The sequence below is a fragment of the Streptomyces sp. sk2.1 genome (assembly GCF_008120935.1).
Classification (GTDB): domain Bacteria; phylum Actinomycetota; class Actinomycetes; order Streptomycetales; family Streptomycetaceae; genus Streptomyces.
In genome coordinates, this window is record NZ_RDBO01000077.1 from 759,609 (window position 1) to 786,015 (window position 26,407).

28 protein-coding genes are annotated in these 26,407 nt (G+C 72.0%); 13 read left to right on the forward strand and 15 right to left on the reverse strand.

The features are described 5' to 3' along the window. Positions 1-193: hypothetical protein (locus EAO76_RS45540; RefSeq protein ID WP_222872215.1), on the reverse strand; the 193-nt coding region annotated here is incomplete at its 3' end. Between the two features lie 88 nt (positions 194-281). Between EAO76_RS45540 and EAO76_RS30680 the strand changes: the two genes are divergently transcribed. Together EAO76_RS30680 and EAO76_RS30685 are read left to right on the forward strand one after the other, a co-directional pair. After that, positions 282-641 (forward strand): DUF952 domain-containing protein, encoded by a 360-nt coding sequence (locus tag EAO76_RS30680; RefSeq protein WP_148839144.1) that lies wholly within the window; start codon positions 282-284, stop codon positions 639-641. Continuing rightward, positions 638-1,573, forward strand: coding sequence for an NAD(P)H-binding protein (locus EAO76_RS30685; RefSeq protein WP_148839145.1), 936 nt, complete (start codon positions 638-640; stop codon positions 1,571-1,573). Before EAO76_RS30680 ends, EAO76_RS30685 begins: the two co-directional genes overlap by 4 nt. A 162-nt stretch (positions 1,574-1,735) precedes the next feature. On the opposite strand, the gene EAO76_RS30690 is transcribed toward EAO76_RS30685, so the two are convergent. Beyond that, a complete protein-coding gene (locus EAO76_RS30690; protein ID WP_148839146.1) occupies positions 1,736-2,347 on the reverse strand; it encodes a TetR/AcrR family transcriptional regulator in 612 nt (203 codons plus the stop codon). A 203-nt stretch (positions 2,348-2,550) separates the two neighbouring features. On the opposite strand from EAO76_RS30690, the gene EAO76_RS30695 reads away from it, so the two are divergent. Next, positions 2,551-3,975: an MFS transporter gene (locus EAO76_RS30695; RefSeq protein WP_148840396.1), complete on the forward strand. Its 1,425-nt coding sequence runs from the start codon at positions 2,551-2,553 to the stop codon at positions 3,973-3,975. A gap of 113 nt (positions 3,976-4,088) precedes the next feature. On the opposite strand, the gene EAO76_RS30700 is transcribed toward EAO76_RS30695, so the two are convergent. Beyond that, complete coding sequence (locus EAO76_RS30700) at positions 4,089-4,568, reverse strand: VOC family protein (protein ID WP_148839147.1); 480 nt, start codon at positions 4,566-4,568, stop codon at positions 4,089-4,091. 402 nt (positions 4,569-4,970) lie between these two features. Between EAO76_RS30700 and EAO76_RS46760 the strand changes: the two genes are divergently transcribed. From EAO76_RS46760 to EAO76_RS30715, 3 genes are read left to right on the forward strand one after another with little or no spacing between them, the layout of a single operon-like run. Further along, positions 4,971-5,759, forward strand: coding sequence for a hypothetical protein (locus tag EAO76_RS46760; protein WP_262375838.1), 789 nt, complete (start codon positions 4,971-4,973; stop codon positions 5,757-5,759). Between the two features lie 27 nt (positions 5,760-5,786). Next, entirely contained in the window at positions 5,787-6,962 is a 1,176-nt protein-coding gene (locus tag EAO76_RS30710; protein WP_262375839.1) for a histidine kinase, read from the forward strand. Next, positions 6,959-7,717 (forward strand): response regulator transcription factor, encoded by a 759-nt coding sequence (locus tag EAO76_RS30715; protein ID WP_148839149.1) that lies wholly within the window; start codon positions 6,959-6,961, stop codon positions 7,715-7,717. Before EAO76_RS30710 ends, EAO76_RS30715 begins: the two co-directional genes overlap by 4 nt. Positions 7,718-7,797: 80 nt before the next feature. Here EAO76_RS30715 and EAO76_RS30720 read toward each other — a convergent pair whose 3' ends face one another. Both EAO76_RS30720 and EAO76_RS30725 read right to left on the reverse strand, forming a co-directional pair. Further along, entirely contained in the window at positions 7,798-8,505 is a 708-nt protein-coding gene (locus EAO76_RS30720) for a B3/4 domain-containing protein (protein ID WP_148839150.1), read from the reverse strand. Positions 8,506-8,576: 71 nt separating this feature from the next. After that, a complete protein-coding gene (locus EAO76_RS30725) occupies positions 8,577-9,413 on the reverse strand; it encodes an EamA family transporter (protein ID WP_148839151.1) in 837 nt (278 codons plus the stop codon). Between the two features lie 118 nt (positions 9,414-9,531). Here EAO76_RS30725 and EAO76_RS30730 point away from each other — a divergent pair, with 118 nt between their 5' ends. Further along, positions 9,532-10,116, forward strand: coding sequence for a helix-turn-helix domain-containing protein (locus tag EAO76_RS30730; RefSeq protein ID WP_148839152.1), 585 nt, complete (start codon positions 9,532-9,534; stop codon positions 10,114-10,116). Between the two features lie 98 nt (positions 10,117-10,214). Here EAO76_RS30730 and EAO76_RS30735 read toward each other — a convergent pair whose 3' ends face one another. Together EAO76_RS30735 and EAO76_RS30740 are read right to left on the reverse strand one after the other, a co-directional pair. Beyond that, a complete protein-coding gene (locus EAO76_RS30735) occupies positions 10,215-11,156 on the reverse strand; it encodes a MerR family transcriptional regulator (protein ID WP_148839153.1) in 942 nt (313 codons plus the stop codon). A gap of 33 nt (positions 11,157-11,189) precedes the next feature. Further along, positions 11,190-12,155 (reverse strand): hypothetical protein, encoded by a 966-nt coding sequence (locus EAO76_RS30740; RefSeq protein WP_262375840.1) that lies wholly within the window; start codon positions 12,153-12,155, stop codon positions 11,190-11,192. A gap of 197 nt (positions 12,156-12,352) precedes the next feature. On the opposite strand from EAO76_RS30740, the gene EAO76_RS30745 reads away from it, so the two are divergent. Continuing rightward, a complete protein-coding gene (locus EAO76_RS30745; protein ID WP_148839154.1) occupies positions 12,353-13,624 on the forward strand; it encodes an MFS transporter in 1,272 nt (423 codons plus the stop codon). A gap of 86 nt (positions 13,625-13,710) precedes the next feature. Here EAO76_RS30745 and fabV read toward each other — a convergent pair whose 3' ends face one another. The 4 genes from fabV to sodN all read right to left on the reverse strand — a co-directional run bounded on the left by fabV (position 13,711) and on the right by sodN (position 17,019). Beyond that, a complete protein-coding gene (gene fabV / locus EAO76_RS30750; RefSeq protein ID WP_148839155.1) occupies positions 13,711-14,919 on the reverse strand; it encodes an enoyl-[acyl-carrier-protein] reductase FabV in 1,209 nt (402 codons plus the stop codon). A 141-nt stretch (positions 14,920-15,060) separates the two neighbouring features. Further along, a complete protein-coding gene (locus EAO76_RS30755) occupies positions 15,061-15,510 on the reverse strand; it encodes a hypothetical protein (protein ID WP_262375841.1) in 450 nt (149 codons plus the stop codon). Positions 15,511-15,970: 460 nt separating this feature from the next. Then, the gene (locus EAO76_RS30760; protein ID WP_262375842.1) at positions 15,971-16,306 is read right to left on the reverse strand and encodes a sigma factor; all 336 of its coding nucleotides are present in this window, start codon (positions 16,304-16,306) and stop codon (positions 15,971-15,973) included. Between the two features lie 317 nt (positions 16,307-16,623). Beyond that, positions 16,624-17,019 (reverse strand): superoxide dismutase, Ni, encoded by a 396-nt coding sequence (gene sodN, locus EAO76_RS30765; RefSeq protein WP_093899557.1) that lies wholly within the window; start codon positions 17,017-17,019, stop codon positions 16,624-16,626. Between the two features lie 179 nt (positions 17,020-17,198). Between sodN and sodX the strand changes: the two genes are divergently transcribed. Continuing rightward, positions 17,199-17,651 carry a nickel-type superoxide dismutase maturation protease gene (sodX, locus tag EAO76_RS30770; RefSeq protein ID WP_148839156.1) on the forward strand — a complete coding sequence of 151 codons (453 nt, stop codon included), beginning with the start codon at positions 17,199-17,201 and terminating at the stop codon, positions 17,649-17,651. On the opposite strand, the gene EAO76_RS30775 is transcribed toward sodX, so the two are convergent. Next, positions 17,555-18,184, reverse strand: coding sequence for an ABATE domain-containing protein (locus tag EAO76_RS30775; RefSeq protein ID WP_148839157.1), 630 nt, complete (start codon positions 18,182-18,184; stop codon positions 17,555-17,557). The two genes, sodX and EAO76_RS30775, sit on opposite strands and share 97 nt — an antisense overlap. Positions 18,185-18,260: 76 nt before the next feature. Between EAO76_RS30775 and EAO76_RS30780 the strand changes: the two genes are divergently transcribed. Next, entirely contained in the window at positions 18,261-19,034 is a 774-nt protein-coding gene (locus EAO76_RS30780) for a trans-aconitate 2-methyltransferase (protein WP_148839158.1), read from the forward strand. A gap of 138 nt (positions 19,035-19,172) precedes the next feature. Here EAO76_RS30780 and EAO76_RS30785 read toward each other — a convergent pair whose 3' ends face one another. Genes EAO76_RS30785 through EAO76_RS30795 form a run of 3 tightly spaced genes read right to left on the reverse strand, consistent with a single transcriptional unit; the run spans position 19,173 to position 21,889 of the window. Next, positions 19,173-19,934 carry an amino acid ABC transporter ATP-binding protein gene (locus tag EAO76_RS30785; RefSeq protein ID WP_148839159.1) on the reverse strand — a complete coding sequence of 254 codons (762 nt, stop codon included), beginning with the start codon at positions 19,932-19,934 and terminating at the stop codon, positions 19,173-19,175. Next, positions 19,931-20,899: an amino acid ABC transporter permease gene (locus EAO76_RS30790; protein ID WP_148839160.1), complete on the reverse strand. Its 969-nt coding sequence runs from the start codon at positions 20,897-20,899 to the stop codon at positions 19,931-19,933. The genes EAO76_RS30785 and EAO76_RS30790 overlap by 4 nt, the downstream gene beginning before the upstream one ends. A 27-nt stretch (positions 20,900-20,926) precedes the next feature. Further along, positions 20,927-21,889 carry an ABC transporter substrate-binding protein gene (locus EAO76_RS30795; protein ID WP_148839161.1) on the reverse strand — a complete coding sequence of 321 codons (963 nt, stop codon included), beginning with the start codon at positions 21,887-21,889 and terminating at the stop codon, positions 20,927-20,929. A gap of 522 nt (positions 21,890-22,411) precedes the next feature. On the opposite strand from EAO76_RS30795, the gene EAO76_RS30800 reads away from it, so the two are divergent. The 3 genes from EAO76_RS30800 to EAO76_RS30815 all read left to right on the forward strand — a co-directional run. After that, positions 22,412-23,623 (forward strand): NADP-dependent malic enzyme, encoded by a 1,212-nt coding sequence (locus tag EAO76_RS30800; RefSeq protein WP_148839162.1) that lies wholly within the window; start codon positions 22,412-22,414, stop codon positions 23,621-23,623. Positions 23,624-24,033: 410 nt separating this feature from the next. Beyond that, positions 24,034-24,999 carry a zinc-binding dehydrogenase gene (locus EAO76_RS30810; protein ID WP_148839163.1) on the forward strand — a complete coding sequence of 322 codons (966 nt, stop codon included), beginning with the start codon at positions 24,034-24,036 and terminating at the stop codon, positions 24,997-24,999. Positions 25,000-25,055: 56 nt separating this feature from the next. Continuing rightward, a partial coding sequence (locus EAO76_RS30815) for a cellulase family glycosylhydrolase (RefSeq protein ID WP_148840399.1) occupies positions 25,056-26,407 on the forward strand: 1,352 nt, incomplete at its 3' end.

Here is a 26,407-nt window from a genome sequence, read left to right on the forward strand (position 1 = left end):
CGCCCACCGACACGCCGGCCCCCACCGACACGCCGACGCCCACGAGTACCCCGACGCGCACCCACACCCCCGGGCCGTGGCCCTCGGAGACGGTGCCCGGGCCGGATCCCGTCCCGACCCACACCTGGCCGCACAGGCCCCATCCCGGGGGAGAGCTTCCCCATACGGGCTCCCGCGGCGGTGAATGGGTCATCGGTGGCATCGCCGCGGCTCTGCTCGCGGCCGGTTCGGCGGCCACGCTGATGGCGCGGAGGGCGCGTCGGCGCGGCTAGCTTTGGCCCATGGCCGAACTGCTGCTGCACCTCACCGAAGGGCCCCTGTGGGAGGCGGCCCGCGGGATCGGGACGTACGAGATGTCCACCCGCGGCCGCACCCTGCACGAAGAGGGCTTCATCCACTGCTCGTTGCCGCACCAGCTCGCCGGCGTGGCCGAGATGCTGTACGGCGCCGGGAGCGGGGCCGGGGCGGGTGACCAGGAACTCGTGGTCCTCGTCATCGACCCCGACCGGCTCCCGGCGCCCGTGCGGTACGAGCCCGTCGCACCCGGCGGCGAGGAGTTCCCGCACATCTACGGGCCCGTCCCGGTGGACGCGGTCGTGGAAGTGCGCCCCTGGCCGGACAAGGAAGGTGATCCCGCATGAACGCTCCACCCCCCGAGTACCCCGCGGGTCCGGTGAACCCCGAGACCCCCGTCGTCGCCGTCACCGGGGCGAGCGGCGCCGTGGGCAGCCGGGTCGCACGGCGCCTGGCACGCGCCGGAATGCCCGTGCGGCTCCTCGGGCGCGATCCGGCGCGACTGCCCGAGCTGCCCGGCACGGTCGCCGCCCCGCCCGCCCGGTACGGCGACGGGGAAGCCATGCGCCGCGCACTCGCCGGGGCGCACACGCTGTTCCTCGTATCGGCGCACGAGAGCCCCTACCGGGTGCGCGAGCACACGACGGCCGTGGACGCGGCGGTCGCCGTGGGCGTCGAACGCATCGTGTACGTCTCCTTCCTCGGCGCCGCGCCGGAGGCCACGTTCACCTTCGCCCGGGACCACTGGCACACCGAGGCGTACATCCGGACCACCGACGTGCGCCACACCTTCCTGCGCGACAGCCTGTACCTCGCCGGGCTCCCCGCGATGACCGGCGCCGACGGGGTGCTGCGCGGTCCGGGCGGCGACGGCCGGGTGGCGGCGGTGGCGCACGACGACATCGCGGACGCCGCGACCGCCGTGCTGCTGGCCGACACCGAGCACGCCGACACCCGCCACGACGGGGTGACGTACGACCTCACGGGCCCCGAGGCGTTCACCCTCGCCGAGGCGGCCGAGGAACTGAGCAGGGCCACCGGCCGGACCGTCACCTATGTACCGGAGACCCGCGAGGAGGCCTACGCCTCACGGGCGCGGTACGGGGCCGAGGACTGGGAGGTGACCGGCTGGGTGACGTCGTACGAGGCCATCGCCGCCGGTGAGATGGCCACGGTCTCGGACGCGGTGCCGAACCTGACGGGGCGTCCGGCGATGGGCCTGGCCGCCTATCTGAGGGAACACCCGGACAGCTACCGGCACTTGCTGAAGCAGCCCTGACCGCGTACCGACCGCACTGCCCGTGCCGGCAGTCCCTGACCGCGTACCGACCGCACTGCCCGTGCCGGCAGTCCCTGCCCGAACCGGCCGTGCCGCCCGTACCGGCAGCCCTGCCCGTGCCTGCCGTGCCGTCCGTTTCGTGGGACGGGGCGCCGGGCGCCCTCAGTCCACGTACACGCCCGCCCGTGCCGCCGCGGCCGCAGCCTCGGCGGCACGGTCCGCGGCCGCCTCGTCGAGCGGTCCGCCGCCGGCCAGCAGCCGGTAGTAGAGAGGGGCCGACACGGCGCGGATCACCTCGCCCGCGTTCGTGCCCGCGGGCAGCTCCCCGCGCTCGACCGCCTCGGTGACGCAGCCGGACCACTCCTCGACGCGGACCGCGTAGAACCGGTGCAGCGCCCCGGCCGTGCGCGGGTCGCACGTGGCCGCGGCGATCACGGACTTGAAGAGGGGGCCCTGCCGGGGGTCGGAGAGGGTCGTGGCCACCAGCCGGGCGTTGGCCCTGAGGTCGTCGATCAGCGAGCCCGTGGCCGTACGGGGAGAGGACTGCTCGGCCATGTCGTCGAGCAGGTCCGCGACCAGGCCGGTGGGGTTGGACCAGCGCCGGTAGACGGTCGTCTTGCCGACCTCCGCCCGGCGTGCGACATCGGCCAGGTCCAGGCGGTCGAAACCGTGCTCGGCCAGGGCGTCGCCCGCGGCCCGCAGGACCGATTCCCGGACCCGGGCGGTACGGCCACCGGGCCGGACGCTGCCGGGCTCCACACCCTCAGAAGTCATAACGGGTCTCCAGTTCCATTAACTGCTCTTCCTCTGCTACGGTGACTCCACCTTAACGGAACTGTAGTCCTGTTTAAACTCCTGCCTGAGGAAGTCCCCTCATGTCCGCACCCTGCCAGGCCCCGTCGGGCACGATCGACACCGACACCGACACCGGCAGTGCCGTCGGTATCGCCGCAGACGCCTCCTCGTCGAAGATCCGCATGACCGGACGGCAGAAGCTCGTCCTCACCCTTCTCCTCGGCGCCCAGTTCATGATCGCCGTGGACTTCTCGATCCTGAACGTCGCACTGCCGGTCGTCGGGGAGGGGCTGGGGTTCTCCCTCTCGAACCTGCAGTGGATCGCCACCGCGTTCGCGCTCGCCGCGGCCGGTTTCACCCTGCTGTTCGGGCGGGTCGCCGATCTCGTCGGCCGCAAGCGGCTGTTCCTCGGCGGCATGACCGTTCTCGGGCTCTCCTCCGTCCTGGGCGGCCTCGCCACCTCGCCCGAAGTGCTGCTCACGGCACGGGTGTTGCAGGGGCTCGCCACGGCGGCCGTCACTCCGGCCGGGCTCGCGCTGCTGACCACTTCCTTCAAGGAGGGCCCCTTGCGGGAACGGGCCCTCGGCCTCAACGGCGCACTGATGTCGGCCGGGTTCACCGCCGGAGCCGTCCTCGGCGGCCTGCTCACCGATCTGCTCTCCTGGCGCTGGGCGTTCTTCATCAACGTGCCCGTGGCCGCCCTGGTGGTCGCCCTCGCCCCGTCCGTCATCACCGAATCGCGCCCCACCGGGCGTCCCCGGCTCGATGTCCCCGGAGCCGTGACCGTCACCGGTGGCCTGCTCCTGCTCGTCCACGGGCTGACCCAGGCCGGCGAGTCCGGCTGGACCACACCCACCACCCTGGCCGCGCTCCTCGCGGGCCTCGTGCTCCTCGTCGGCTTCTGGATCGTCGAGAAGAGGGTGGCGTCGCCGCTGGTTCCCGTGCGCATCCTGAAGCGGCGCAGTGTCATCTGGGGCAACACCGCGGGTCTGATCGCCTTCGTCACCGAGACCTCGCTGGTCTTCCTGCTGACCCTCTACCTGCAGGAGGTCCTCGGCCACACGCCGCTCGCCACCGGCCTCGCCTTCGGCGTCCTGGGCGTCGGCACCGTGATCGGCGGAGCGTTCGGCGGCCGTGCGGTCGGGCGCTTCGGGAACCGCACGACCATCGTCGCCGGCGGGATCGTCCAGGCCGTCGCCACGCTCTCCCTGGTGGCGCTCGGGACGGAGGGGGAGTGGATCCTGCTCCTGCTGGCGGCCACCTTCGTCGGCGGGATCGGCAACATGCTGATGATCGTCGGCTTCATGGTCACCGCGACCTCCGGACTGCCCGACGAGGAGCAGGGGCTGGCCACCGGCCTGGCCACCATGACCCAGCAGGTCGGCATCACCATGGGCATCCCGGTCATGAGCGCCGTCGCCACCGCCCGGATGTCCGCCGTCGGAGACACCGGCCCCGAAGGCGTCCTCTCGGGGGTGTCGGTCGCGATCCTGGTCAACTCGGCGCTGGTCCTCGCGGGCGCGCTGCTCGCGGGCGCCTTCCTCGGGCCGCGACGCGGCGCGCGACCCGGCGCCGGGAGCGGCGCCGGGAGCGGCGCCCGGGGGTGAGGCCGGGGACGGTGCGGCGATGCCGGGCGGCGGATCGGCCTGATCCGCCCGCCGCCCGGCATCGCCGCAACCGTGTGTCCCGGTTCCGGTTCCGGTCCCGGTTTCCGCGTGTCTCAGCCCTCGTCGTGGGCCGCGCGCAGGGCGGCGATGTCCAGCTTCTTCATGGTCATCATCGCCCTCGTGGTCCTGGCGCCCTTCTCCGCGTCGGGATCGAGGACCAGCTCCGGCAGCACCTCGGGCACGACCTGCCAGGAGACGCCGTACCGGTCCGTCAGCCAGCCGCAGGGCCCCTCCTCGCCCCCGTCGGTGAGGCTGCTCCAGTAGTGGTCCACCTCGGCCTGGTCCGCACAGTGGATCTGGAACGAGATGGCCTCGTTGAACGTGAATTCCGGTCCGCCGTTCACCCCGACGAACTTCTGGCCGTTGAGCTCGAACTCGACCGTCATCACCGATCCGGCGGGCCCCGGTCCCGCCTCGGTGTAGCGGCCGATCCTGCCGAGGCGTGAGTCCTTGAAGACCGATAGGTAGTACTCCGCCGCCTCCTCGGCCTGTCCGTCGAACCACAGACACGTGGTGAAGCCTTTGGTGGTCATCGCTGTCTCCTGTCGTGTGCGCAGCCCCGTCACGTGCGCAACCCCGTAATGCGCGCAGCCCCGTCGTCTGCGCATGTCCACCCATATCGACCGATCCCGTCCCGAAAACTCATCGCTGTACGGGAAACGCCCCGTGAGGAAGAGGAATCGGTCGACTCCATATGGTCCCCCGCGGACGGCCCCGAACCCGCCCGACGACACGGCCGCACTCCGCACCGAACGGCCGACCCGCCCGGATCGCGCAGGGGGTACGGCACCGTTGCGCAGGGCGTGCGGCGTCGTCGTACGGGGGCGTACGGAGTGATCGTGCGCGGCGGGCGCGATGTCATACCCAGGTCCGACCCCGAGGTCCGGGCCCTGGTCCGATGTCCCGGCCGGGGGAGTGGCGGCATCGTCGGGGGCATGACGAACCGAACGGTCCTCGTGGACACCCCGGCATCCTCCGTCGGCGCCCGGCTGCGCGCCGCGCTGCCGGTGGAGCGGACGGGTGCGGCCGGATTCACCGGACGCTGGGTCGGGGGCTTCGCCATGGTGCTCGCCCCGCTCCTGATGCTGGCCGGAGCGCTGCTGCGCGTCCGCTTCCACTTCTTCCACCCCGACCAACTCGCCGCGTACGAACGCCATCCCGTGCTGATGGCCACCGCGTACGGCTTGTTCGCCGCCGGCGGTGTGCTGCTCTGGCCCGCCGCGGCCGTGATCGCCGCCCGGATCGGGTCCCGCAGCCCGGGGTGGGGGCTGTGGGGCGGCGTACTGGTCGTGTTCGGGCTGTTCGCCCGCACCTTCCACGCGGGGGTGGACCACCTGGCCCTCCAACTGGTGCGGTCCCGCGGCGCCGCGTCCGCCACCGAGGCCGTGACCGCTGGCTACGGGGCCTTCCACGTCTTCGCCGCGCTGAACCTCGCCGTCCTCGCGGGCTGGATCGTCCTCGCCCTCGGCGCGTGGCGCACCGGGGTGCTCGGGCCGGTGCGGGCCTTCGCGCTCGCCCTGACGGCGGCGCTGCCCCTGGGCGTCCTCAAGGGCACCGCCCCGTTGTCGCTGGTGGCCCTCGCCGGGCTGTGCGTCGCGCTGGTGCCGTCGGGCCTCGGCCTGCTGCGCGAGGGGCCGCGGCCGGGCCGGGCGGCGGTGCTGCGCTGGGTTCCGGTGACCGGGGCGGTGGTCGCGCTCATGGCGCTGCTCGGACAGGCCGGTTGAATGCGCCCGTACGGATACGGTCGGACCGTGATCCCCAAGGGTGGCCGCGGCCTGCTCCAACTCCTCGACATCGTCGCGGCGTTGCTCCTGACCGCCGGCTACGTCGGATTCGCCCGGATGGACTCCGGCGACGGCCAGGCGCATTACACCGGGCCGTTCTGGCTGGGGTGCCTGATCGCCGCCGGGGTGGGCCTGCCCGTTGCCGTACGCCGCCGCAGGCCGCTCCTCGCCCTGGCGGCCGTCCTCGCCGCGCTGGCCGCCGCCTCGCTCCTGGACATCGTCCGCGAACCGTACGTCGCGGCCGGTCTCGGGGCCTACGCGGTCGGCCTCGTCGAACCCATCCGCCGCTCCGTGCCCGCACTGGCCGTCGCGTCGGCGGTGGCGGGCGGGGCCGTCTACCTCGGCGAAGCCGTGATCACCCCGTCCGAGGACCTCTGGGGGGCCGTCGGGGTGGCCGGGGCCGCGGTGCTGGTGACCGGCGGTTCCTGGGGCGCGGGCTTCGTCGTGCGTGAACGCCGGGCCGGCGCCCTGCGCGACGAGCGGCGCCGCGCGGAGCGTGCCGTGGCGGAGGAACGCCTCAGGATCGCCCGGGAGTTGCACGACATCGTCTCGCACAACCTCGGCCTCATCGCCGTCAAGGCGGGCGTCGCCGGACACGTCGCGGACGCCGATCCGCAGGAGGCGAGGGCCGCGCTGAAGATCATCGAGGAGACCAGCCGCTCCGCACTGGCCGAGATGCGGCGCACGCTCGGAGTGCTGCGCAGCCGGGACACGCCCCCGGACACGCCCCTGGGCCCGGTACCGGACCTCGGCCGCCTGGACGAACTGGCCGTCGACGCCGGGCGGGCGGGGACGGACGTCCGCTTCGCGGTCCACGGCACGGAGGGCCTGGCCGAGGGGTTGCGGGTGACCGTCCACCGGATCGTCCAGGAGGCCGTCACCAATGTCGTACGGCACGCGTCCCCGACCCGCTGCCGGGTCGCGGTCGAGGCGGACGCGCACGAGATCCGCATAGACGTCACCGACGAGGGCCCGCCACCGGACCGCCGCGGCCCCGGCCACGGACTTCCCGGCGGGCACGGGCTCCTGGGCATGCGGGAGCGGGTCATGATGTACCGCGGCAGCTTCGCCGCGGGGCCCCGGCCGGAGGGCGGCTTCGCGGTGTCCGTCCGGCTGCCGGTCGACGGGGAGCGGAGCACATGACCGACGGGATCGACGGGACCGACGGGACCGACGGGACTGAAGGGGCCGATGAGGTCGGTGGTACCGGTGGCAGGGGCGACGGGCCGGTCCGGGTGCTGGTCGCGGACGACCAGGCCATGGTGCGCGGCAGTTTCCGCGTACTGATCGACCACACCCCCGGCATGACGGCGGTGGGCGAGGCGGCGACCGGTGCGGAGGCCGTCGAGATCGCGCGCCGCGAACGCCCCGACGTGGTGCTGATGGACATCCGCATGCCGGAACTCGACGGCATCGAGGCCACCCGCCGCATCTGCGCGGACCCGGCCACGTCCGGGGTGCGGGTCCTCGTCCTCACCACCTTCGACCTGGACGAGTACGTCTACGCCGCGCTGCGCGCCGGTGCCACGGGCTTCCTCCTGAAGGACACCCCGCCGACCGAGGTCCTCGCCGCCATCGGAGTCGTCGCCGCGGGGGAGTCGCTGCTCGCGCCCTCGGTGACGAGCCGACTGGTCGCGGAGTTCGCCCGCCGCCCGGAGCCGGGCCGTCCGCCGGCCCGCTCGCTGGACGGGGTCACGGACCGCGAGCTGGAGGTGCTCGGCCTGATCGCGCTCGGCCTGTCCAACACGGAGCTCGCGGAACACCTCCACCTGAGCCCGGCCACGATCAAGACGCACATCGGCCGCCTGCTCGCCAAGCTCCGGGCCCGTGACCGGGCCCAACTGGTCATCGTCGCCTACGAGACCGGGCTGGTCGACGCCCGGAGGCGCGAAGCGTGACCTCCCGGACGAGCCGGCGCCGGTGACGCCGTCCGGACCCGTTGCCGCGGCGTGCGGCCGGGGGAGCGGGGGAGCGGGGCTCAGACGGCGACCCGGGGCCGCGCCGCGTCCAGGTGGTGCACGGCGGTCCGGTCGGCGTGCGGGGCGAGCAGGCCCCGCAGTTCGTGCGCGGCGGACTCGACGAGGTGGCCGTCGCGGGCGGCGTGAAGGGTTTCGAGGATGAACACGACGTCCGCGGAGTCCTCGGTGACCCGGGTGCGGTGGGCGTCGCGGTGGTTCCAGTGCCGGGTCAGGACGCCGGTGGTGTCCGCGTAGACGATCTCGCCGGGACCGGGGTTCTCGACGGTGTCGGGTTCGCCGAGCGGGGTGAAGGACTCGGAGCCGTCGGCGTGCCGGATCTCGACGTCGCCGGTGACCCGGCCCAGGTCGAAGGCGCCGGCGGGCAGACCGTGCCGGACGGAGACGGCGTTGTAGGAGTCGACGGGCGGGTTGATGCGCGGGAGGGCGCCCTTCTTGGCGAGGCGGCGGCCGAGCGCGTCGACGCTGGGGCGGACGCGGCGGGGGTTGGTGCCGAAGGAACGGTAGGCGGTGTGCCACGCCTCGATGCGGGGATCGGTCTCGTCGGCGGGGTGCCAGCTGCCGTCGGCGAGCCGCCCCTCCAGCTCCGCCAGGGCGGCGACGGTGTCGGGCCAGGGCTCGCGGCCGCGCAGACCGGTGGCGGTGACCAGGGCGACGAGGGTGTCGGGGAAGGACTCCACGACGGCGGGGGCGATGCGGAAGGTGGGCATGGTGCGTGGTTCCGTTTCCTGCGTACGTACGGGGATCAAGAGCTTCGAGGGGGCCGGGGACCTGCTCGGACTCAGGTCAGGGCGAGGAGGCCGACGGCGACGGCGGCGGTGCCCAGGCCGACGAGCTGGCCGCGGTGGATGCGCTCGGCGAGCACGCTGCGGGCGAGCAGGACCGTGCCGACCGGGTAGAGGGCGGTGATCACGGCCACGACGGCGAGGTCCCCGCTGCGGGCCGCGAGCAGGAACAGCAGGTTCGCCACGGAGTCCAGCGCACCCGCGGCCGCCGAGATCGCGTACGCGGGCCGCTCGGGGCCCAGCCGACGGTGCAACAGCCCCGCCGCGGTCAGGGTGATCGCCGAGGAGACCGTCCGGCCGACGAGCAGCGGGGCCACCCCGCTGTCGGTGGGCGCCTGGTGGAGGAAGACCAGTTGGAGGGCGATGGCGGCGCCGGCCCCGAAGGCCAGCAGCAGCGCCGTGCGGGAGGGCCGCGCCGACCCGGCACCGTGCCCGGCGCTGACCAGTACCACCGCGACCAGCGCGAGCGGCAGGCCGATCAGCCCGGCGGCGGCCAGGTGCTCGCCCTGCAACAGGCCCACGCCGACGGGCAGGGCCGCCGACACCAGCGCGGTGACGGGCGACAGCACGTTCATCGGCCCGATCGCCAGGGTGCGGTAGAGCAACGCGAACGCGGCGGCCGACGCGACCCCCGACGCGGCACCCCAGCCGAGGGCGCCGGGGCTGAACGAGGCGCCGAGCACTGGCCACAGCATCAGTTCGACCACGAGACTGGACGGGGCCGCGATCATCACGGTCCGCAGCACATGGGCCTTGCGGGCGCCGAGGCCGCCGAGGAAGTCGGCGCACCCGTAGGCGAGCGAGCTGCCCAGGGCCAGCAGCAGAGCGATCACAGCGCATCCCTTACCATTCAATGGAATGACCGCACCGTACAACGGACCGACCGGGGTGTGTCAATGAAACGACCGGACGGTTCATTGAAATAGTTCAGCTGTGAGAGATGGTGATCCCGTGACCGAGACGGCCGCAGCCCTGCGGACGGTCGCGCACAACGTCCGGGCGGCCCGCATCCGGGCGGGCCTGTCCCTGGAGGAGCTCGGCCGCCGCGCCCAGGTCAGCAAGGGAGCCCTGGTCGGGCTGGAGAAGGCCCAGGGCAACCCCAACCTGGCCACCCTGGTCCGGCTGGCCGACACCCTCGGCATCTCCGTCTCCGCCCTGATGCAGGGCCCCTCCGAAGGCCGCGTCCGGGTCGTGACCGCCGACGCCGTGGCGCCCCTGTGGACCGGCGCGCACGGCGGCGAGGCCCGGCTCATGCTGACGACCTCGGGCCCGGCGCCCGTGGAGATCTGGCGCTGGCGGCTGCGACCGGACGAGGAGTACCCCAGCCACCCCCACCAGGCCGGGGTCGTGGAGACCCTCAGCGTCACCTCCGGCCGGATGACCCTGGTCGTCGACGGCACCGAGCACACCGTCGAGGCCGGGCAGACCGCCACGTTCGACGGCGACACCCCCCACACCTACCGCGGCGCGGGCACCGAGACCTGCCACCTGATCATGACGGTCCACATCCCGCCCGGCCCCGCCTCCGCGAGCTGAACCGCGGGGCGTACGGGGCCGTGTGAGGCGTACGGGCGTGTCCCCGACCCCCGGGCCACTCGCGCCGACGGGCCGGTCGCCCGGACGAGCCGGTCACGTCAACCGGCCGTCCGCAGGCGCAGTGCCGTGACCGACCAGTCCAGTGCCGGTGCCAGGCGTTCCGGGGGCGGCCAGTCGTTGATCAGGGCGAGCAGCCGGAAGTACCTGTCCCGGCGCGGATCGTTCGCGGCCGTCAGCCGTCGCAGCAGCCGGCGGCACAGTTCGCCGTCGTCGGGGCGGCCCAGGACGCGCGAACAGTCCGCGGTGATCGCCGCGACGACGTGGTCGGCCCGGGACGACTGCGGAGTGATCCCGGTGGCGAGGGCCGCCGCCGCATGGTCGCGGGCGATCGCGACGACATCCGGGCGGGGCTGCCCGAAACCGCCGTCGGGCAGGTCGGCCGCACGGCCCTCGGCCCCGCTCCGCACGCGGGCGCGGAAGTCCGGGTCCAGGGACAGCTCCGCCAGCTCGATCCACGCTTCGAGCTGTTCCTCCGTCGGGTCGTCGGGAAGCTCGGGTGTCATGGAGCGCCGGATCCCGGTGTGGTCGGCGTCCCTGCCGAGGCCCGCGAAGACGGCGTCGAGGAACTCGTCGGTCAGCCGTCGGCGTTCGTCCCCGGTGAGCCGGGCCAGTCGGTGCATGCGTTCCATCTCCTCGGATGTCGTGGGGCCGCGCCCGGCGGCGGCCGTCAGCACCGCCCGCCGCAGGCGCAGGATGCCGATCTGCACCTCCAGCGCGGCGGCGTGCTGGGCGGCGACGTCGCCGAGCGTCAGTTCCCGGTCGACGACCTGCCGGATCGCGTCGAGGCCGAGTCCCAGCTCGCGGAGCGTCCGCACCAGGGCCAACCGGGCGACGGCGTCCGGGCCGTAGCGGCGATAACCGGCGGGAGTGCGATGGGCCGGCACCACGATGCCGCGGTCGGAGTAGAGCCGGATGGTCTTGACCGTCAGCCCGGTGCGCCGGGCCAGCTCGCCGATCGAGCAGAGGGTGCCGCTTTCCATGCCCCCACCTTCGACTCTCCCTCCACGGGAGAGTCAAGCCGCCCCCTGTCTCCCCCGTTTCCTCCTGTTCCGGGGGGTCCGGTCGCGCAGGACGAGCAGGGTCCAGCCGCGGCCGGCCGGATCGAGCGGTCGGGTCGCGGTGGTGAAGAGCTCCGCGGCCCGGCGGTAGGAGAGCCGCCCCCGACCGGTCACCGGGCAGCGGTCGGCCGTCGCCGTACCGGCCGGGGCCCGCCGGTCGGTGACGAACACCGGTCCCGCGGTGCGCCCGGCCAGCAGCATGGGCAGCAGACGCGCCGTGCCCGGCCCCCAGCGCAGGGGCCCCGGCGCGCTCTCCTTGGTGCGTCGGCGGGGCAGGTCGAGGTGGTCGATGTCGAGGGCGAGCACCTGCTCGACGGCGGCCCGCGACTCGTGGAGGAGGTGCCACAGCGTCAACTCCCTGAGCGGAGCCCGCAGGGCGAGGGCGGCGCGGGCCCGGTCCGGAACGTCGGCGGTCGGTCCCGCGATCACGGAAGCCGGTCCCGCGACCACGACCGCGGGAACAGGGGCACCGGCGGAAACGGAAACAGGAGCACCGGCAGGCACGGGCGCCGGGTCGGTACCCGGCGTCGGCGGTGTGAGTCCGGCGGCCGGGTCCGCGGCGATCCAGCCCCGCGCCGACCACCACGCCGTGGCCGCCCGGAGGCAGGCCAGTTCGCGGTCCAGCGTGCGCGGTCGCGCGGTGCCGGCACGGTCGGCCAGTCCCCGCCGCAGCCGCTCCGCCGCCTCCGGGGCGTCGAGCAGGGCGAGTGGAACGACGGGCGGACGGGCGCCCCTGCGCTCGCGGCCGGTCGGCGCCCGCCGGTCGACCAACGGCCAGGCCCACCCGAGCAGCGAGATGCGGTAGACGCGGCGGGAGGCGCTGCCGAGATCGGCCGCGGCGAGATAGCGGTCGACGGCGGCACCGTATTCCACCGGCGCCGGACGAAGTGTGTCCGCGTCGTCGATCCGATGTTCTCCCATACTGTCCTCCCGCAGTAAATGAACTGAACTATGCTCTCTCGCTCATCCTCAACTGAGCCTACCACCAGGCATGTTGCAGTAAATGAAGGCTATTTACTGCGGCAATTCGCGAGGAAGTAAAACTGCTCGCAAAAGACTCAACTTTCTTTCCGGAAAAGCTTGTGGAAAACGATCCGGCGGAGGAAGAGTGCGGACCCATGACGCTTCGTACTCGCTCTCCCGCCGCGCCCGGGACCCGGTCCGCCGCTCACCGGCTGCGCGTTCTGCGGCACTCGCGATTCCGTCGTTTCCTCGTCGGCCAGAGCACGTCGCTGCTCGGCTCCGGGATGAACACGATCGCCACGTCCTTCGTCGTGCTCCAGCTGCCCGGTGGCGGGGTCGACGCCGTCGGCGTGGTGATGGCGGCCCGGATCCTCGCGGTGCTGGTCGTGCTGCTGCTCGGTGGCGTACTGACCGACCGGCTCGGGGCCCGTGCGGTCATGCTGACGTCGGACCTGCTGCGGTTCGGTTCTCAGGGAGTGCTGGCCGTGCTGCTGTTCACCCACAGCGCGAGGGTCTGGGAAGTGGTCGTGCTGGCGGTGGTCCTCGGGATCGGCGAGGGGGGATTCAGCCCGGGTCTGACGGCTCTGGTGCCCGGCCTCGTCCCCGAGGACGACCTCGCGGACGCCAACGCGCTGCTGCAGATCACCCAGGCGGTGACCTCGGTCGTGGGGCCGGGCCTGGCCGGCCTGCTCATCGCGGTCGCCGACCCGGGCACGGTGATCGCCGTCGACGCGGTCAGCTACGGAGTGAGCGTCCTGGCCCTGGCCGGGCTGCCCCTGTCACAGCCGGCCGCGCCCCGCAGCGGGCTGATCGCCGAACTGGGCCTCGGCTGGAAGGAGTTCACCTCCCGCACCTGGCTGTGGGTCACGACCCTGCACATCAGCCTCTTCAACTTCTTCCTCTGGGCCCCGTTCCTGGTGCTGGGGCCGATGCTCGCCCAGCAGAGGCTCGGCGGCGCGAGGGCCTGGGGGCTGGTGCTGGCCCTGTACGGCGCCGGATCGGTCGTCGGCGGCCTGGCGCTGCTCGGCAGGAGCCCCGGCCGGGCGGTCGCCTGGTCCGTGGCCGCGTCCGTCGGCTGGGCCGTTCCGGTCGCCGCGCTGGCCGTGCGGGCGCCGCTGGCCTGGGTGGCGGCCGCCGCACTCGTCGCGGGAGGCGGTGCGGCGGTGTGCAGTGCCCTCATGGCGACCGTCATCCAGCGCGAGATCCCCGCCGAGGCCCGCGGCCGCATCGGCGCCTTCGATAGCCTGGGCGCCTTCGCCCTGGGGCCGCTCGGCCTGGCGCTCGCCGGGCCGGTGTCGGGAGTCGTGGGCGTGGACCGGCTCCTGGGGTTCGGGGTGCTGTGGCAACTGGTCGCGGTCGCGGTGGTGTTGGCGCTCCCGTCCGTACGGGGGCACGACGCGGGGCGAGGAGCGGGCCGAACGCACTGACTCCGGGCGCCGCGCAGTGATGGGACGGTGCGGCGCCCCCGCTCCGCTTCCGCGGCACGCGTGATCGGGGGCGCCCGTGGTGCGGGTCAGGCGGTGGGGGCGGGCCAGGGGACGTCGGTCTCGACGGCGGCGGTGTAGTCGATGCCGGGGACGGAGAAGCCGTAGAGGCGACGGACCTCCTCGCTGAACCAGTCGAGGTCGGCGAGTTCGGTGATGCTGTCGCTGGTGGCGGTGGCCCAACGCTCGGCGACGGCGTCCTGCACGGCGGGTTCGAGTTCCCAGGTGTCGAGACGGACCCGGCCCTCGTCGTCGAGGTCGAGGGGGCGGGTTCCGGTCAACTGGTCCCAGAGCTGGACCAGTTGGCCGATCGGGGCCACCATGGTGTCGCCGAGGACGCCGCGCAGCAGCCCGACGTACAGGGCGATGCCGGGGATGGCGGTGGAGGACTGGGTGACGGCGGCGGCGTTGACCGAGGTCACGGCCCGGCCGCCCAGGGTCTTGCCGAGACGCTCGTCCAACGTGCGCGCGGTGGCCTCCAGATGGGACTTCGCGGCGCCGATGGTGCCCTGCCGGTAGATCGCCCCGGTGAGCGGCGAGCCGATGTAGGACAGGGCGGCGGTGGTGAAGCCGTCGGCGAGCAGGGACCGGTCGGCCAGGAAGGTGATCCACCGTTCCCAGTCGGCGCCGCCCATCACCGCCACGGTCTGCTCGATGTCGTCGCCCTCGGCCGGTTCGGTGGTGACCTCCTTCACCTCCGGCACGCCGTTCTCGTCGAAGGCGAGCGTCTTGGTGGTGTACGGCGAACCGATCGGCTTGAGGACCGAGGCGTACGTGTCGCCGGTGTCCGGGTCGGTGCGGCGGGGTGCGGCCACCGAGTAGACCAGGTAGTCGAGTCGTCCCCCGAACCGCTCGACGAGGAGGTCGGCGACCTGCTCCTTCATCGTGTCGCCGAACGCGTCGCCGTTGAGGAAGACGATGTCCCGCCCGTGCTCCCGGGCGAGCCGGGCGGTGGCGGCGGTGCGGTACCAGCCGGCCGTGCCGGTGCGCCGCGCGGGCGCCTTCTCGAAGCACACGCCGATGCCGCGGATGCCGACCCGGGCCAGGCCCGCGATCGTGGCGGCCAGCCCGTACCCGGCGGACGAACCGATGACCAGGGCCACCGGCCCCTCGCCCTCGGCGGCGACCGGGGCGGGAACGGCACGCCACATCTCGTCCACCAGCTGCCGGCAGCCGTCGGGGTGGGAGTCCAGGAACAGGAAGCCCCGGCTCTTGGGCGCAATGACGCGTTCGCTCACGGTGTGGTGCCCCAGGTGTCGTCACGGACATGGACGAGACGGCCGCCTCGGCCGCCCCGTCCTGCAAGTCTGCGGCCGTGCGGATGAACGCGGTGGCCCCGACCGGCACAACGATGCCCGACCGGGCTTGGAGGATTCCCACTAGCCCCGGCGAGGCGGCGCCGCCCCCGCCGACCGGCGGAAACGTCCCGACCGACGCGGACGGCGGAGCAGGTGGTCGACGGCCGACGGCCATCGGTCAACGGGCCTTCGGTCAAAGGGCCTTCGGACCGCCGCGCAGAGGGACCAGGCGGCGGTCACCCCGAGCAGCTCGGGGCCGCCGGGCCGGTGGAGGCCCAGGAACGCCATCCCGGCGACGAACGGGACGAGGCCGCACAGCATGAGGGCGAGGCGCAGGGCGGGCCGCGCCCGGCGGCGCGCGGTGTGCCGGAGCCGGGAGCGAGCGGCTGCCTTGAGGCGACGCATGCGGCGTCGCTCCGCCTCGGCGGCCCCGTACACCGCCCGCCGTTCGGCGACGTCCCGCTCGGCGGCGATCAGCAGTCGGTCGACGCGGGCGAGCGTCAGGGCGGGGCGGCGTCGGCGGATGGTCATCCCGGTCTCCGTGAGGTGTCGTGTTCGGTGTCCTTCACCGGGTACGACGAGGGCCGGGCCCCGCAGTGGGAACCATCCACTGCGGGGCCCGGCCCGTGGGGGGCATCCCTTGTCGGAACATCTCCGGCACCTCCCCCGAGGGTTCCGGAACCGCCCCGACCGATCGGACCTAAGCCTGCCGGGGCTGCAGCCCCTCGCCCGGAGCGGACCGCAAGCCTGTTGCGGGACCTGCTGAAGTCGCGCTTCCGGTGGCGAAGACGGAGAAGTCCGGCCTGGGACGCCTCAATCGGTCGAAACGGACGACAACGGCGTTGAGCAAGGCTGTGCACCATGAGATCGGCAGACGGAGAAGAACAGTCAACACATGGGTTCCTTTCCTTATGAAGGGAGCCGGGATAGCCCCTCCCTCGGGCGCGCTCCCGCCGTGCGGGCGGACGGAAGCGCACACCCTGGGCAGCGGCTACGCCTCCTGTATGAGGCGGAGTTCGTCGACGGCGCAGTTGACGCACACCTGGCGCAGGTAGGCACGGAGGTTGTCCACGGACCCGGCGTCCTCGCGCAGCCGCTCGGTCACCTTGGCGAAGGCGTTCTGCCAGACGTCCTCGACCAACTGGGAACGGTTGTGCTGCCCGAGCCGACGGGCGATCGCCGGGAAGCAGGTGGCCGATGCGCGGGCGAGGTCCTCCAGCTGCTCGTCGACCGTGCGGGGCGGTTTCCTGCCCATGCGCAACAGCTCCGGGATACGGCGCTGCTTCTGCGCCGGTAATACCCGCGGCGGTACGGATTCGGATGTCAAGGGGGCCCACCTCGGTTCCGTTCAGGGGCTTGAGCCCGTTCGACGGAATGACGTCCGCGAGGCCGGTCGCCGGGAACCCCCGAGCCGATTTTCTCCGGAACCGATGCGACCGATCCGGCCGGGGCGCCGAGGAACCCTGCCCCGCAGCCCCCGACGCTCCCACGCGTCCGCCGTTACCACGCCGCGGATTCACGCGCACTTGCGCCCGGAAAAACAAGACCGCACCCGGCCGCCACGAACGCCGTCGACGGCGAACTGCGGACCGGGTGCGGTCCGGCCCCCCGTGAGGGGGCAGGTGGAGCAGAGAGGGAGGAAGGTCAGGCCTTCTTCGTCTCCCAGAAGATCTTGTCGATCTGGGCGATGTAGTCCAGCGCCTTCTGGCCCGTCGCCGGGTCCGTGGACGCCTTCGCGGCCGACAGGGCCTTCAGGGCGTCGTTGACCAGCTGGTGCAGCTCCGGGTACTTCTCGAAGTGCGGGGGCTTGAAGTAGTCGCTCCACAGCACCGAGACGTGGTGCTTGGCGAGCTCGGCGCGCTGCTCCTTGATGACCACCGCGCGGGCCCGGAAGTGCGGGTCCTCGTTGGCCTGGTACTTCTCCTGGACGGCCTTGACGGACTCCGCCTCGATGCGGGCCTGGGCCGGGTCGTACACGCCGCAGGGCAGGTCGCAGTGGGCGCTGACCTTCACCTTGGGGGCAAACAGGCGGGAAAGCATTGAGCTGTCCTTCCTCGTGATCGTCTTCTCAGGTGGGACATTACTCGGTGGAAGGCGGGTTTTTGTGGGTGCCCCCGTGGGCTTAGGCCAAAAGTCCGGGGCGAGGATGGGACCAGTGGCCGAATGTACGGAACGCCGTATCAGGACGTTTACTGATGGAGCGGGGAGGTGCCGGAGGGATGCGGGAGGTGCCGGAGATGCCGGAGGTGCCCGGGACGGCGCAGGGGCGGACCGGGCGGGTGCCGTTCCAGGTGGTGGAGGTGACCGGGCCGTCGATGGTGCCGACGCTCCATCACGGGGACTGGCTGCTCGTGCAGTACGGGGCGAGGGTGCGGCCCGGTGACGTGGTGATCCTGCGGCATCCGTTCCAGCAGGACCTGCTCGTCGTCAAGCGGGCCGCCGAGCGGCGGCGGGGCGGCTGGTGGGTGCTGGCGGACAACACCTTCGCGGGCGGTGACAGCACGGACTACGGGACGGTGCCGGAGGAGCTCGTACTGGCCACCGCCCGGATGCGCTACCGGCCGCTGAAGAAGGGTCAGCGGTCGGTGCTGGGCGTGGTGGCCTGGGCCGTCTCCGCGTTGCGGCCGGTCTCGGCGGCGCGCTCCGTCTCCAGGCGTTTCCGGGCCCGGTAGGCGGCGACGTTGGCCCGGGTGGCGCAACGGTCCGAGCAGTAGCGGCGGGACCGGTTGGTGGAGGTGTCGAGGTAGGCGTTGCGGCACGGCGGCGCCTCGCACAGGCCGAGCCGGTCCACCCCGTACGAGGTGAGGTGGAAGGCGAGGCCCATCGCCGCGATGGCGGCGTACCCGGCCGTGGCGTTCGACGGGTGGTCCGCCAGGTGCATGTGCCAGTCCGGCTTGCCGTCCTCGTCCCGGGTCTCGTGCCCGGAGATCTGCGGGCTGACCGGGAACTCCAGCAGCAGTGGGTTGAGCAGGTCGACGGCGAGGGTCTCGTCGCCGCCGTCGGCCGCCTCGAAGACCGCGCGCAGCCGGGCCCGTACGGACCGGAAGCGGGTCACGTCCGTGTCGGTCGCCCGCCGGGCCGCTTGGCGGTTGGGGCCGAACAGCTCCCGGACCGCCTCGACGGAGGTGAGGCAGTCCTTGTTGCGGGCCGGCTCCTCGGTGTTGACCAGGCGCACGGCATAGTCCGAGTAATAGGCCAGTTCCACTTGTAGTCCTTACGGCGACGGTCTAAGGTCGATGCAGCCAACGATGTAATGGGCTTCTACCGGCCCAGGGTATTACATGGAGGTTCTGGTGGTGACGGAAACGACCGGTACGGACTGGCGGGCCTGGCAGGAGAGCTGGGACCGGCAGCAGGAGTGGTACATGCCCGACCGCGAGGAACGGTTCCGGGTGATGCTGGACATGGTCGAGGCCTTCGTGGGGCCGCGGCCGAGGGTGCTGGACCTCGCGTGCGGTACGGGAAGTATTACGGACCGGCTGCTGAAGCGGTTCCCGGAGGCCACCAGTACCGGTGTGGATCTCGACCCGGCGCTGCTCACCATCGCGCGCGGCCACTTCGAGGGCGACGGGCGGGTCACCTTCGTCACCGCCGACCTCAAGGACCCGGAATGGGCGGGGCGGTTGCCGTACGACTCGTACGACGCGGTCCTCACCGCCACCGCCCTGCACTGGCTGCACACCGGCCCGCTCACCGCGCTCTACGGGCACATCGGGGGGCTCGTCCGGGACGGCGGGGTGTTCATGAACGCCGACCACATGATCGACACCGCCACCCCCCGGATCAACGCGGCCGAGCGCGCCCACCGGCACCTGGCCATGGACCGGGCCAGGGCCGCGGGCGCGCTGGACTGGGCCGACTGGTGGGCCCTGGCCGCCGAGGACCCGGCGCTCGCCGAGCCCACCGCCGAGCGGTACCGGATCTACGGCGAGCACGCGGACGGCGACATGCCCTCCGTGGACTGGCACACCGAGACCCTGCGCAAGGCCGGATTCGGCGAGGCGCGGCCCGTCTGGGCGTCCCCCTCGGACGCTCTGGTACTCGCGGTGAAGTGAGGGGGAGGGATGGTTTCGGGGACGCCCTCGCCCGGAGCCGGTCCGGTCCCGGGGTTCGGCCGGGGCGCCGGGGTCCCGAGGACGCCGGAGGGGCGGTACGGAATCGTCCGTACCGCCCCTCCGTCCCCTGCGATCCCGCTACAGCACCTTCGACAGGAAGGACTTCGTCCGGTCGTGCTGCGGGTTGGTCAGCACGTCGCGCGGGTGGCCCGCCTCGACCACCACGCCGTCGTCCATGAAGACCAGCGCGTCGCCGACCTCGCGGGCGAAGCCCATCTCATGGGTGACGACGACCATCGTCATGCCGTCCTCCGCGAGGTCGCGCATGACGTCCAGGACGTCGCCCACCAGCTCCGGGTCGAGCGCCGACGTCGGCTCGTCGAAGAGCATCAGCTTCGGCTCCATGGCCAGGGCGCGGGCGATGGCCACCCGCTGCTGCTGGCCGCCGGACAACTGGGAGGGGAAGTTCTTCGCCTTGCCCGCCAGGCCGACCCGGTCCAGCAGCCGTTCGGCACGGGCCCTGGCCACGGCCTTGGACTCGCCCTTGACCTGGACCGGGGCCTCCATGACGTTCTCCAGCGCCGTCATGTGGGGGAAGAGGTTGAAGCGCTGGAAGACCATGCCGATGTCCCGGCGCTTCAGGGCGACCTCGCTGTCCTTGAGCTCGTACAGCTTGTCGCCCTTCTGGCGGTAGCCCACCAGATCGCCGTCCACGTACAGCCGGCCGGCGTTGATCTTCTCCAGGTGGTTGATGCACCGCAGGAAGGTCGACTTGCCGGAACCGGACGGGCCGATCAGGCAGAAGACCTCCCGCGGGGCGACCTCCAGGTCGATGCCCTTGAGGATGTGCGCGGCGCCGAAGGACTTGTGGACGCCCTCGGCCTTCACCATGGCGTTCATGCGGAGGCACCTCCCGTGCGGCGGTTGCTGAACGACGCGAGGTTGGCCCTGACCCGCTGCCACGGGGTGGGCGGCAGACTCCGCAGGCTGCCCCGGGCGTAACGACGCTCCAGGTAGTACTGGCCCACGCTGAACACGCTGGTCATCACGATGTACCAGATCGAGGCGACGAAGAGCATCTCCATCACCGCGTAGCTGGTCGAACCGATCTGCGAGGTGGAGCGCAGCAGCTCGTTGTACGTGACCGCGTACACCAGCGACGAGGTCTTCAGCATGTTGATGAACTCGTTGCCGGTCGGCGGGATGATCACCCGCAGCGCCTGCGGGAGCACCACGCGGCGCATGGTCTTCGCCTGCGTCATGCCCAGCGCGTGCGACGCCTCGGTCTGGCCCTCGTCCACCGACTGGATGCCGGCCCGGCAGATCTCCGCCATGTACGCGGCCTCGTTGAGGCCGAGGCCCAGCAGGGCGCACATGAACGGCGTCATCACATCGGTCATCTCGTCCTTGTAGATGAACGGGATGTTCAGGATCGGGAAGATCAGGGCCAGGTTGAACCAGAGCAGCAGCTGCACGTAGACCGGTGTGCCGCGGAAGAACCAGATGTAGAGCCAGGCGACCCAGCTCGTGACGGGGTTCTTCGAGAGCCGCATCACCGCGAGGACCACGCCCAGCGCCACGCCGAGGACCATCGCCAGCACGCTGATCAGCAGGGTGCGGCTCGCCCCGGCCAGGACGGTCTCGTCGAAGACCTTGTCCCGGACGGCCTGCCACTGGATGTTGCCCTGCGAGAAGGCGTACACGAGGGCGGCGAGCAGCGCGAAGACAACGATGCCACTGACCCAGCGGCCGTAGTGCCGTACGGGAACGGCCCGGATGGCCTCCGGTGCGGCCGAGGACGCCTTGGAGACGGGTGCGGCGACGGGCGACGGACCGCCGGGCACCTTGTCGAACTTGTCAGTCATGGTGACTGCCCTTCGCTGGGAAGCCGGTCACTTGCCGCCGTTGATGGCGGCCTTGTCGATCGCCCCCGTGCCCGCGCCCCACTTGTCGAGCACCTTCTGGTAGGAGCCGTCGGCGATGATCGCGTCCACGGCTTCCTTGAGCACGTCACGCAGTGCGGTGTTGTCCTTGCTCACGGCGATGCCGAACGGGCCGGCGTCCACCTGCTCGCCGACGACCTCGAAGTCCTTGCCGCCGCCGGACTTGCGGGACAGGTCGAGCGCGACCGGGTAGTCGTTGACCCCGGCGACCGCGCCACCGGACTTCACCCGGGTCTGGGCCTCGGTGTCGTTCTCGAACGACTCGATGTCGACGGGCTTCCTGCCGTCCGCCTCGCACGCCTTGGACTGCTTCTGCAGGGTCGCCTCGTACGTGGTGCCGCGCTGGACCGCCGTGGTCCTGCCGCACAGGTCCTCGATGGACTTGATGCCCTCGGGGTTGCCCTTCTTGGTGTAGACGGCGGTGCCGGCCAGGAAGTAGTCGACGAAGTCGACGCCCTTGCCGAGCTTCTTGCCCTTGTCGTCCAGGCCCTCCTGGCGCTGCTTGTTGTCCGTGATGGACGACATGGCGATGTCGTGGCGCCCGGTGTTCAGCGCGGTGATCAGACCGTCGAAGGAGCCGGAGGTGAACGTGAACCTCACACCCAGCTGCTTGCCGAGGGCCTCGGCGATATCGGGGTCGACACCGACGATCTTGCCGTTCTCCACCGACTCCATCGGGGCGTACTCGGCATTCGTGCCGACTTTGATGACGCCGGACTTCTGGTACTTCTCGGGCAGCTTGTCGAAGAGCGGGGCGCTGTTCCTGGAAGTGGTCTCTCCGCCGGTCTTCGTCGACCCGCTGTTGGTCTGATCGCCACAGGCGGTCAGCAGCATGGTGCCGGCGACCGCGATGGTGCCGACCGCTGCAATTCGGTGTTTCGCAGGCGTACGACGAGTGGTGCATGCGGTCATGATCAGGTTCCTCCGGCAGTTGTGCGTGGTGTTGCCAGGCAGTGCAGACACACGACGTCGGATGTCGCCGCCCTGTGTGATTAGGGCATCTTGCCATTCGGACTAGCCCGTTCAGGGGGCCTGTCATGTCAAAATCGGATAACGGGCGGACCGTGAACATCAAGGTCCGCAGCGTTCGCGCCGGACCATCTTTGGGGTTTCCCTGTCCGCGCCGGAGGATCTGTGGCGCGTCTCGACAGGCGGACGCTTTTTCGTCGCTTGTTCTACTTGTCCCGATATTCGACTATGAGCCACGTCACCGCACTGTTATGAACTCGTCCGTAATGCGGTCCGTCCGGTAAGAAAGACCTTTACACCCCTCATCCGGGGCTCAGGGCGCGTGTGCGGCGCGCCCGCGCGTATGTATTTCCCCCTGCCGGGGCGGGCCAACCGCCGGCGCAGGGCACGTACGCGGTGCCCGCCCACCCCTCCTCAACCAGGAGTGGCCACCCTCAAACGATGAAGACTTAAGGGGTCAACACCATGGCAGCGGAGATCGTCAATCCTCGCAGCGACAGCACCACCGACAGCACCACCGATGAGCCGTTCGATCCGGCCTTCGCGCTCCACCGCGGCGGGAAGATGGCCGTGCAGGCCACCGTTCCGATCCGTGACAAGGACGACCTGTCCCTCGCGTACACCCCCGGCGTCGCCAAGGTGTGCAGCGCCATCGCCGAGAATCCCGAGCTGGTCCACGACTACACCTGGAAGTCGCAGGTCGTCGCCGTCGTGACGGACGGCACCGCGGTGCTCGGCCTCGGTGACATCGGGCCCGAGGCATCCCTCCCGGTGATGGAGGGCAAGGCGATCCTCTTCAAGCAGTTCGGCGGCGTGGACGCGGTGCCGATCGCGCTCGCGACCACCGACGCGGACGAGATCGTCGAGACCGTCGTCCGGCTCGCGCCCTCCTTCGGCGGGGTCAACCTGGAGGACATCTCGGCGCCGCGCTGCTTCGAGATCGAGCGCAAGCTCCAGGAGCGGCTCGACATCCCGGTCTTCCACGACGACCAGCACGGCACCGCGGTCGTGACGCTCGCGGCCCTGCGCAACGCCGCGAAGCTGTCCGGCCGCAGCCTCGGCGACCTGCGCGCGGTGATCTCCGGCGCGGGCGCGGCCGGGGTGGCCATCGCCAAGTTCCTGCTGGAGGCGGGGCTGGGCGACGTCGCCGTGGCCGACCGCAAGGGCATCGTCAGCCGGGACCGCGAGGACCTGACGGAGGTCAAGCGGGAGCTGGCCGAGATCACCAACCGGGCCGGGATCTCCGGCACGCTGGAGAGCGCGCTGGCCGGCGCGGACGTCTTCATCGGCGTCTCCGGCGGCACGGTGCCCGAGGCGGCCGTCGCCTCGATGGCGCCCGGCGCGTTCGTCTTCGCCATGGCCAACCCGAACCCCGAGGTCCACCCCGACGTCGCGCACAAGTACGCGTCCGTGGTGGCGACCGGGCGGTCCGACTACCCCAACCAGATCAACAACGTGCTGGCCTTCCCCGGCATCTTCGCGGGCGCCCTCCAGGTCCGGGCCTCCCGGATCACCGAGGGCATGAAGATCGCCGCGGCGAACGCGCTGGCCGACGTCGTGGGCGACGAGCTGGCCGCCGACTACGTGATCCCGTCGCCGTTCGACGAGCGGGTGGCCCCGGCGGTCACCGCGGCGGTGGCCGCGGCGGCCCGCGCGGAGGGCGTGGCCCGGCGCTGAACCCCTGACCTCCGTCCGGACCGCCGGCCGCCGGGTGCGGCGGGCCGGTGAGGTCCGGACGGAGGCCCCGGGCGGGGTGCGGACACGGGTGTGGGTGCCCGGTCGAGGAGTGTGGCCGCGGGCGGAAGCGCTCGCCCGCGGCGGACCCGTTCCGCACCCCGCCCTTTCCCGCGCCCGCGCCTGTGCCCGTACCCGTACCCGTGCTCATGCTTGTCGGTGCGTCGGTGCGTCGGTGCGTCGGTGCGTCGGTGCGTCGGTGCGTCGGTGCGTCGGTGCGTCGGTGCGTCGGTGCGTCGGTGCGTCGGTGCGTCGGTGCGTCGGTGCGTGGTGCGTCGGCGGGGAGGGTGCGCGGTGTGCGTCACACCCGTGGCCGGTTACGCAGGCCCGTGCCCCGGCCTATCGTCGGGGCCATGTTCGCCGCCTACGCATCCCGCATCGACCGCGACCACCCCCTCGACGGCCTTGAGCTGGGTGAACGCCCCGCCCCCGGGGCGCGGCCCGGCTGGACCACCGTCGACGTACGGGCCGCCTCCCTCAACCACCACGACCTCTGGTCCCTGCGCGGCGTCGGCCTCGCGGAGGACAAGCTGCCGATGATCCTCGGCTGCGACGCCGCCGGGATCGACGAGAACGGCAACGAGGTCGTCCTGCACTCCGTCATCGGCCAGAGCGGCCACGGCGTCGGACCGGGGGAGCCCCGCTCCATCCTCACCGAGCGCTACCAGGGCACCTTCGCCGAGCAGGTCACCGTCCCCAGCTGGAACGTGCTGCCCAAGCCGAAGGAGCTCACCTTCGAGCAGGCCGCCTGCCTGCCGACCGCCTGGCTCACCGCGTACCGGATGCTCTTCACCAACGCGGGGGTGCGCCCCGGCGACTCGGTCCTCGTCCAGGGGGCCGGCGGCGGTGTCGCCACGGCGGCGATCGTGCTCGGCCGGGCGGCCGGACTGCGGATCTACGCCACCAGCCGCGACGAGGCCAGGCGCCGGCGCGCCGTCGAGCTCGGCGCGGTCGAGGCGTTCGAACCGGGCGCACGGCTGCCGCAGCGCGTGGACGCGGTCATCGAGACGGTCGGGGCCGCCACCTGGTCCCACTCGGTGAAGTCGCTGCGCCCCGGCGGCACGATCGTCATCTCCGGCGCGACCAGCGGCGACCGGCCCTCGCACGCCGAGCTGACCCGGATCTTCTTCCTGGAGCTGAAGGTCGTCGGCTCGACCATGGGCTCCAAGGACGAGCTGGAGGACCTGCTGGCGTTCTGCGCGACGACCGGGGTGCGGCCCGTCATCGACGAGGTGCTGCCGCTGGACCGGGCCCGCGAGGGCTTCCAACGGCTGGAATCGGGCGACCAGTTCGGAAAGATTGTGCTCACCTGCTCTTGAGGTGTCCGGGGTGAACTGCTCTGATCTGCGCCATGCGAATGCGGACGCGGATACGAATGGGCAGCGTACTCACCTCGATCGTCACGTCGTTCGTGCTCGCGGCGGGGGCACTCGCCCCCGCCGCCGACGCACGTCCCGCACCACCGGCCCCGGCATCGCCCCCCGAACGGACCGGCATCCCCCGCCTCACCGACGACGCCGGGCGCACGCTCACCCTGCGCGGATGGAGCGTCGCGGACAAGGCGAACAGCGGTGACCAGGCGCTGAACGCCATCACCGAGAAGCACTTCCGCGATCTGCGGGCCAAGGGCTTCAACTTCGCCCGGCTGCTCTTCTTCTGGGACGACCTGGAGCCGAGCCGGGGCCACTACAGCGCCGATTACCTGCGCCGGATCGACCGGGTCCTGGACTGGGCGCGGAAGTACGACATCCAGGTGCTGCTCGACGCCCACCAGGACGTGTTCGGACCGGCGTTCAACGCCCGGGGCATCCCGGCCTGGGCGACCCGCACCGACGGTCTGCCCTTCACCCCGCACCCCGACGACTGGTTCTCGGAGTACTTCGAGCCCGCCGTGCAGCGCGCCTTCACCCACCTCTACGAGGACGCCGACCTCCGGCGCGCCCAGGCCCGGATGTGGCAGGTCGTCGCCGAACGCTTCCGGAACCATCCCGCCGTCCTCGGCTACGACCTGATCAACGAGCCGATGGGGGAGATGCGCGAGGGCGAGGACCTGCCGACGGCCGCCCGCCGCATCGAGGCCCAGCAGATCACCCCGATGTACAACCGGCTGGCCCGCGCGATCCGTTCGGTCGACCGCGACAACTGGCTGTTCGTCGAGCCCACCCCCATCGTCGGCGAAGGAGTGCCCACCGGACTGGGCGCGATCAGGGACCACCGCACCGTCTACGCCCCGCACTTCTACAACACCGCGATGGAGGCCGGCGCCGACTACGACCCGGCAGCCGGCTGGATCGAGTCGTACGAGGCCGCCATCACCGCGTACCCGGAGCAGCGGAAGATCCCGGTCGTCGTGGGCGAATGGGGCCCGCTGAACAACAAGCTCCCGCAGATGGGCCGCTTCTACCGGGACGCGATGGCCTCCCTGAGCCGCTACAGCTCGGGCTGGGCGGGCTGGGTGTGGTGCTACGGCGGGGGCTACTGCGCCCTGGACGAGAACGGCGCCTTCGCGGTGAACAAGGAGCGGACCGCCACCCCGTACGCGCCCGCCGTCGCCGGAACCGTCCACTCCGACACGTACGACGACACCGGCCGCACCTACCGGCTCGTCTACACGGCGGGGCGCCGGGGCGTCACCGAGATCTCGCTGCCGGCGCCCCGCCGTGTAGACGAGCCGGTAGGTGCGGCCGGTGTCGTCGTACGTGTCGGAGTGGACGGTTCCGGCGACGG

Excerpts from the sequence above, each read along its gene's own strand:
- EAO76_RS30680 (WP_148839144.1), top strand. The coding sequence starts at position 282 with ATGGCCGAACTGCTGCTGCACCTCACCGAAGGGCCCCTGTGGGAGGCG.
- EAO76_RS30685 (WP_148839145.1), top strand. The coding sequence starts at position 638 with ATGAACGCTCCACCCCCCGAGTACCCCGCGGGTCCGGTGAACCCCGAG.
- EAO76_RS30690 (WP_148839146.1), bottom strand. The coding sequence starts at position 2,347 with ATGACTTCTGAGGGTGTGGAGCCCGGCAGCGTCCGGCCCGGTGGCCGT.
- EAO76_RS30695 (WP_148840396.1), top strand. The coding sequence starts at position 2,551 with ATGACCGGACGGCAGAAGCTCGTCCTCACCCTTCTCCTCGGCGCCCAG.
- EAO76_RS30700 (WP_148839147.1), bottom strand. The coding sequence starts at position 4,568 with ATGACCACCAAAGGCTTCACCACGTGTCTGTGGTTCGACGGACAGGCC.
- EAO76_RS46760 (WP_262375838.1), top strand. The coding sequence starts at position 4,971 with ATGACGAACCGAACGGTCCTCGTGGACACCCCGGCATCCTCCGTCGGC.
- EAO76_RS30715 (WP_148839149.1), top strand. The coding sequence starts at position 6,959 with ATGACCGACGGGATCGACGGGACCGACGGGACCGACGGGACTGAAGGG.
- EAO76_RS30720 (WP_148839150.1), bottom strand. The coding sequence starts at position 8,505 with ATGCCCACCTTCCGCATCGCCCCCGCCGTCGTGGAGTCCTTCCCCGAC.
- EAO76_RS30735 (WP_148839153.1), bottom strand. The coding sequence starts at position 11,156 with ATGGAAAGCGGCACCCTCTGCTCGATCGGCGAGCTGGCCCGGCGCACC.
- EAO76_RS30740 (WP_262375840.1), bottom strand. The coding sequence starts at position 12,155 with ATGGGAGAACATCGGATCGACGACGCGGACACACTTCGTCCGGCGCCG.
- EAO76_RS30745 (WP_148839154.1), top strand. The coding sequence starts at position 12,353 with ATGACGCTTCGTACTCGCTCTCCCGCCGCGCCCGGGACCCGGTCCGCC.
- EAO76_RS30755 (WP_262375841.1), bottom strand. The coding sequence starts at position 15,510 with ATGACCATCCGCCGACGCCGCCCCGCCCTGACGCTCGCCCGCGTCGAC.
- sodN (WP_093899557.1), bottom strand. The coding sequence starts at position 17,019 with ATGCTTTCCCGCCTGTTTGCCCCCAAGGTGAAGGTCAGCGCCCACTGC.
- sodX (WP_148839156.1), top strand. The coding sequence starts at position 17,199 with ATGCGGGAGGTGCCGGAGATGCCGGAGGTGCCCGGGACGGCGCAGGGG.
- EAO76_RS30780 (WP_148839158.1), top strand. The coding sequence starts at position 18,261 with ATGGAGGTTCTGGTGGTGACGGAAACGACCGGTACGGACTGGCGGGCC.
- EAO76_RS30785 (WP_148839159.1), bottom strand. The coding sequence starts at position 19,934 with ATGAACGCCATGGTGAAGGCCGAGGGCGTCCACAAGTCCTTCGGCGCC.
- EAO76_RS30790 (WP_148839160.1), bottom strand. The coding sequence starts at position 20,899 with ATGACTGACAAGTTCGACAAGGTGCCCGGCGGTCCGTCGCCCGTCGCC.
- EAO76_RS30795 (WP_148839161.1), bottom strand. The coding sequence starts at position 21,889 with ATGACCGCATGCACCACTCGTCGTACGCCTGCGAAACACCGAATTGCA.
- EAO76_RS30800 (WP_148839162.1), top strand. The coding sequence starts at position 22,412 with ATGGCAGCGGAGATCGTCAATCCTCGCAGCGACAGCACCACCGACAGC.
- EAO76_RS30810 (WP_148839163.1), top strand. The coding sequence starts at position 24,034 with ATGTTCGCCGCCTACGCATCCCGCATCGACCGCGACCACCCCCTCGAC.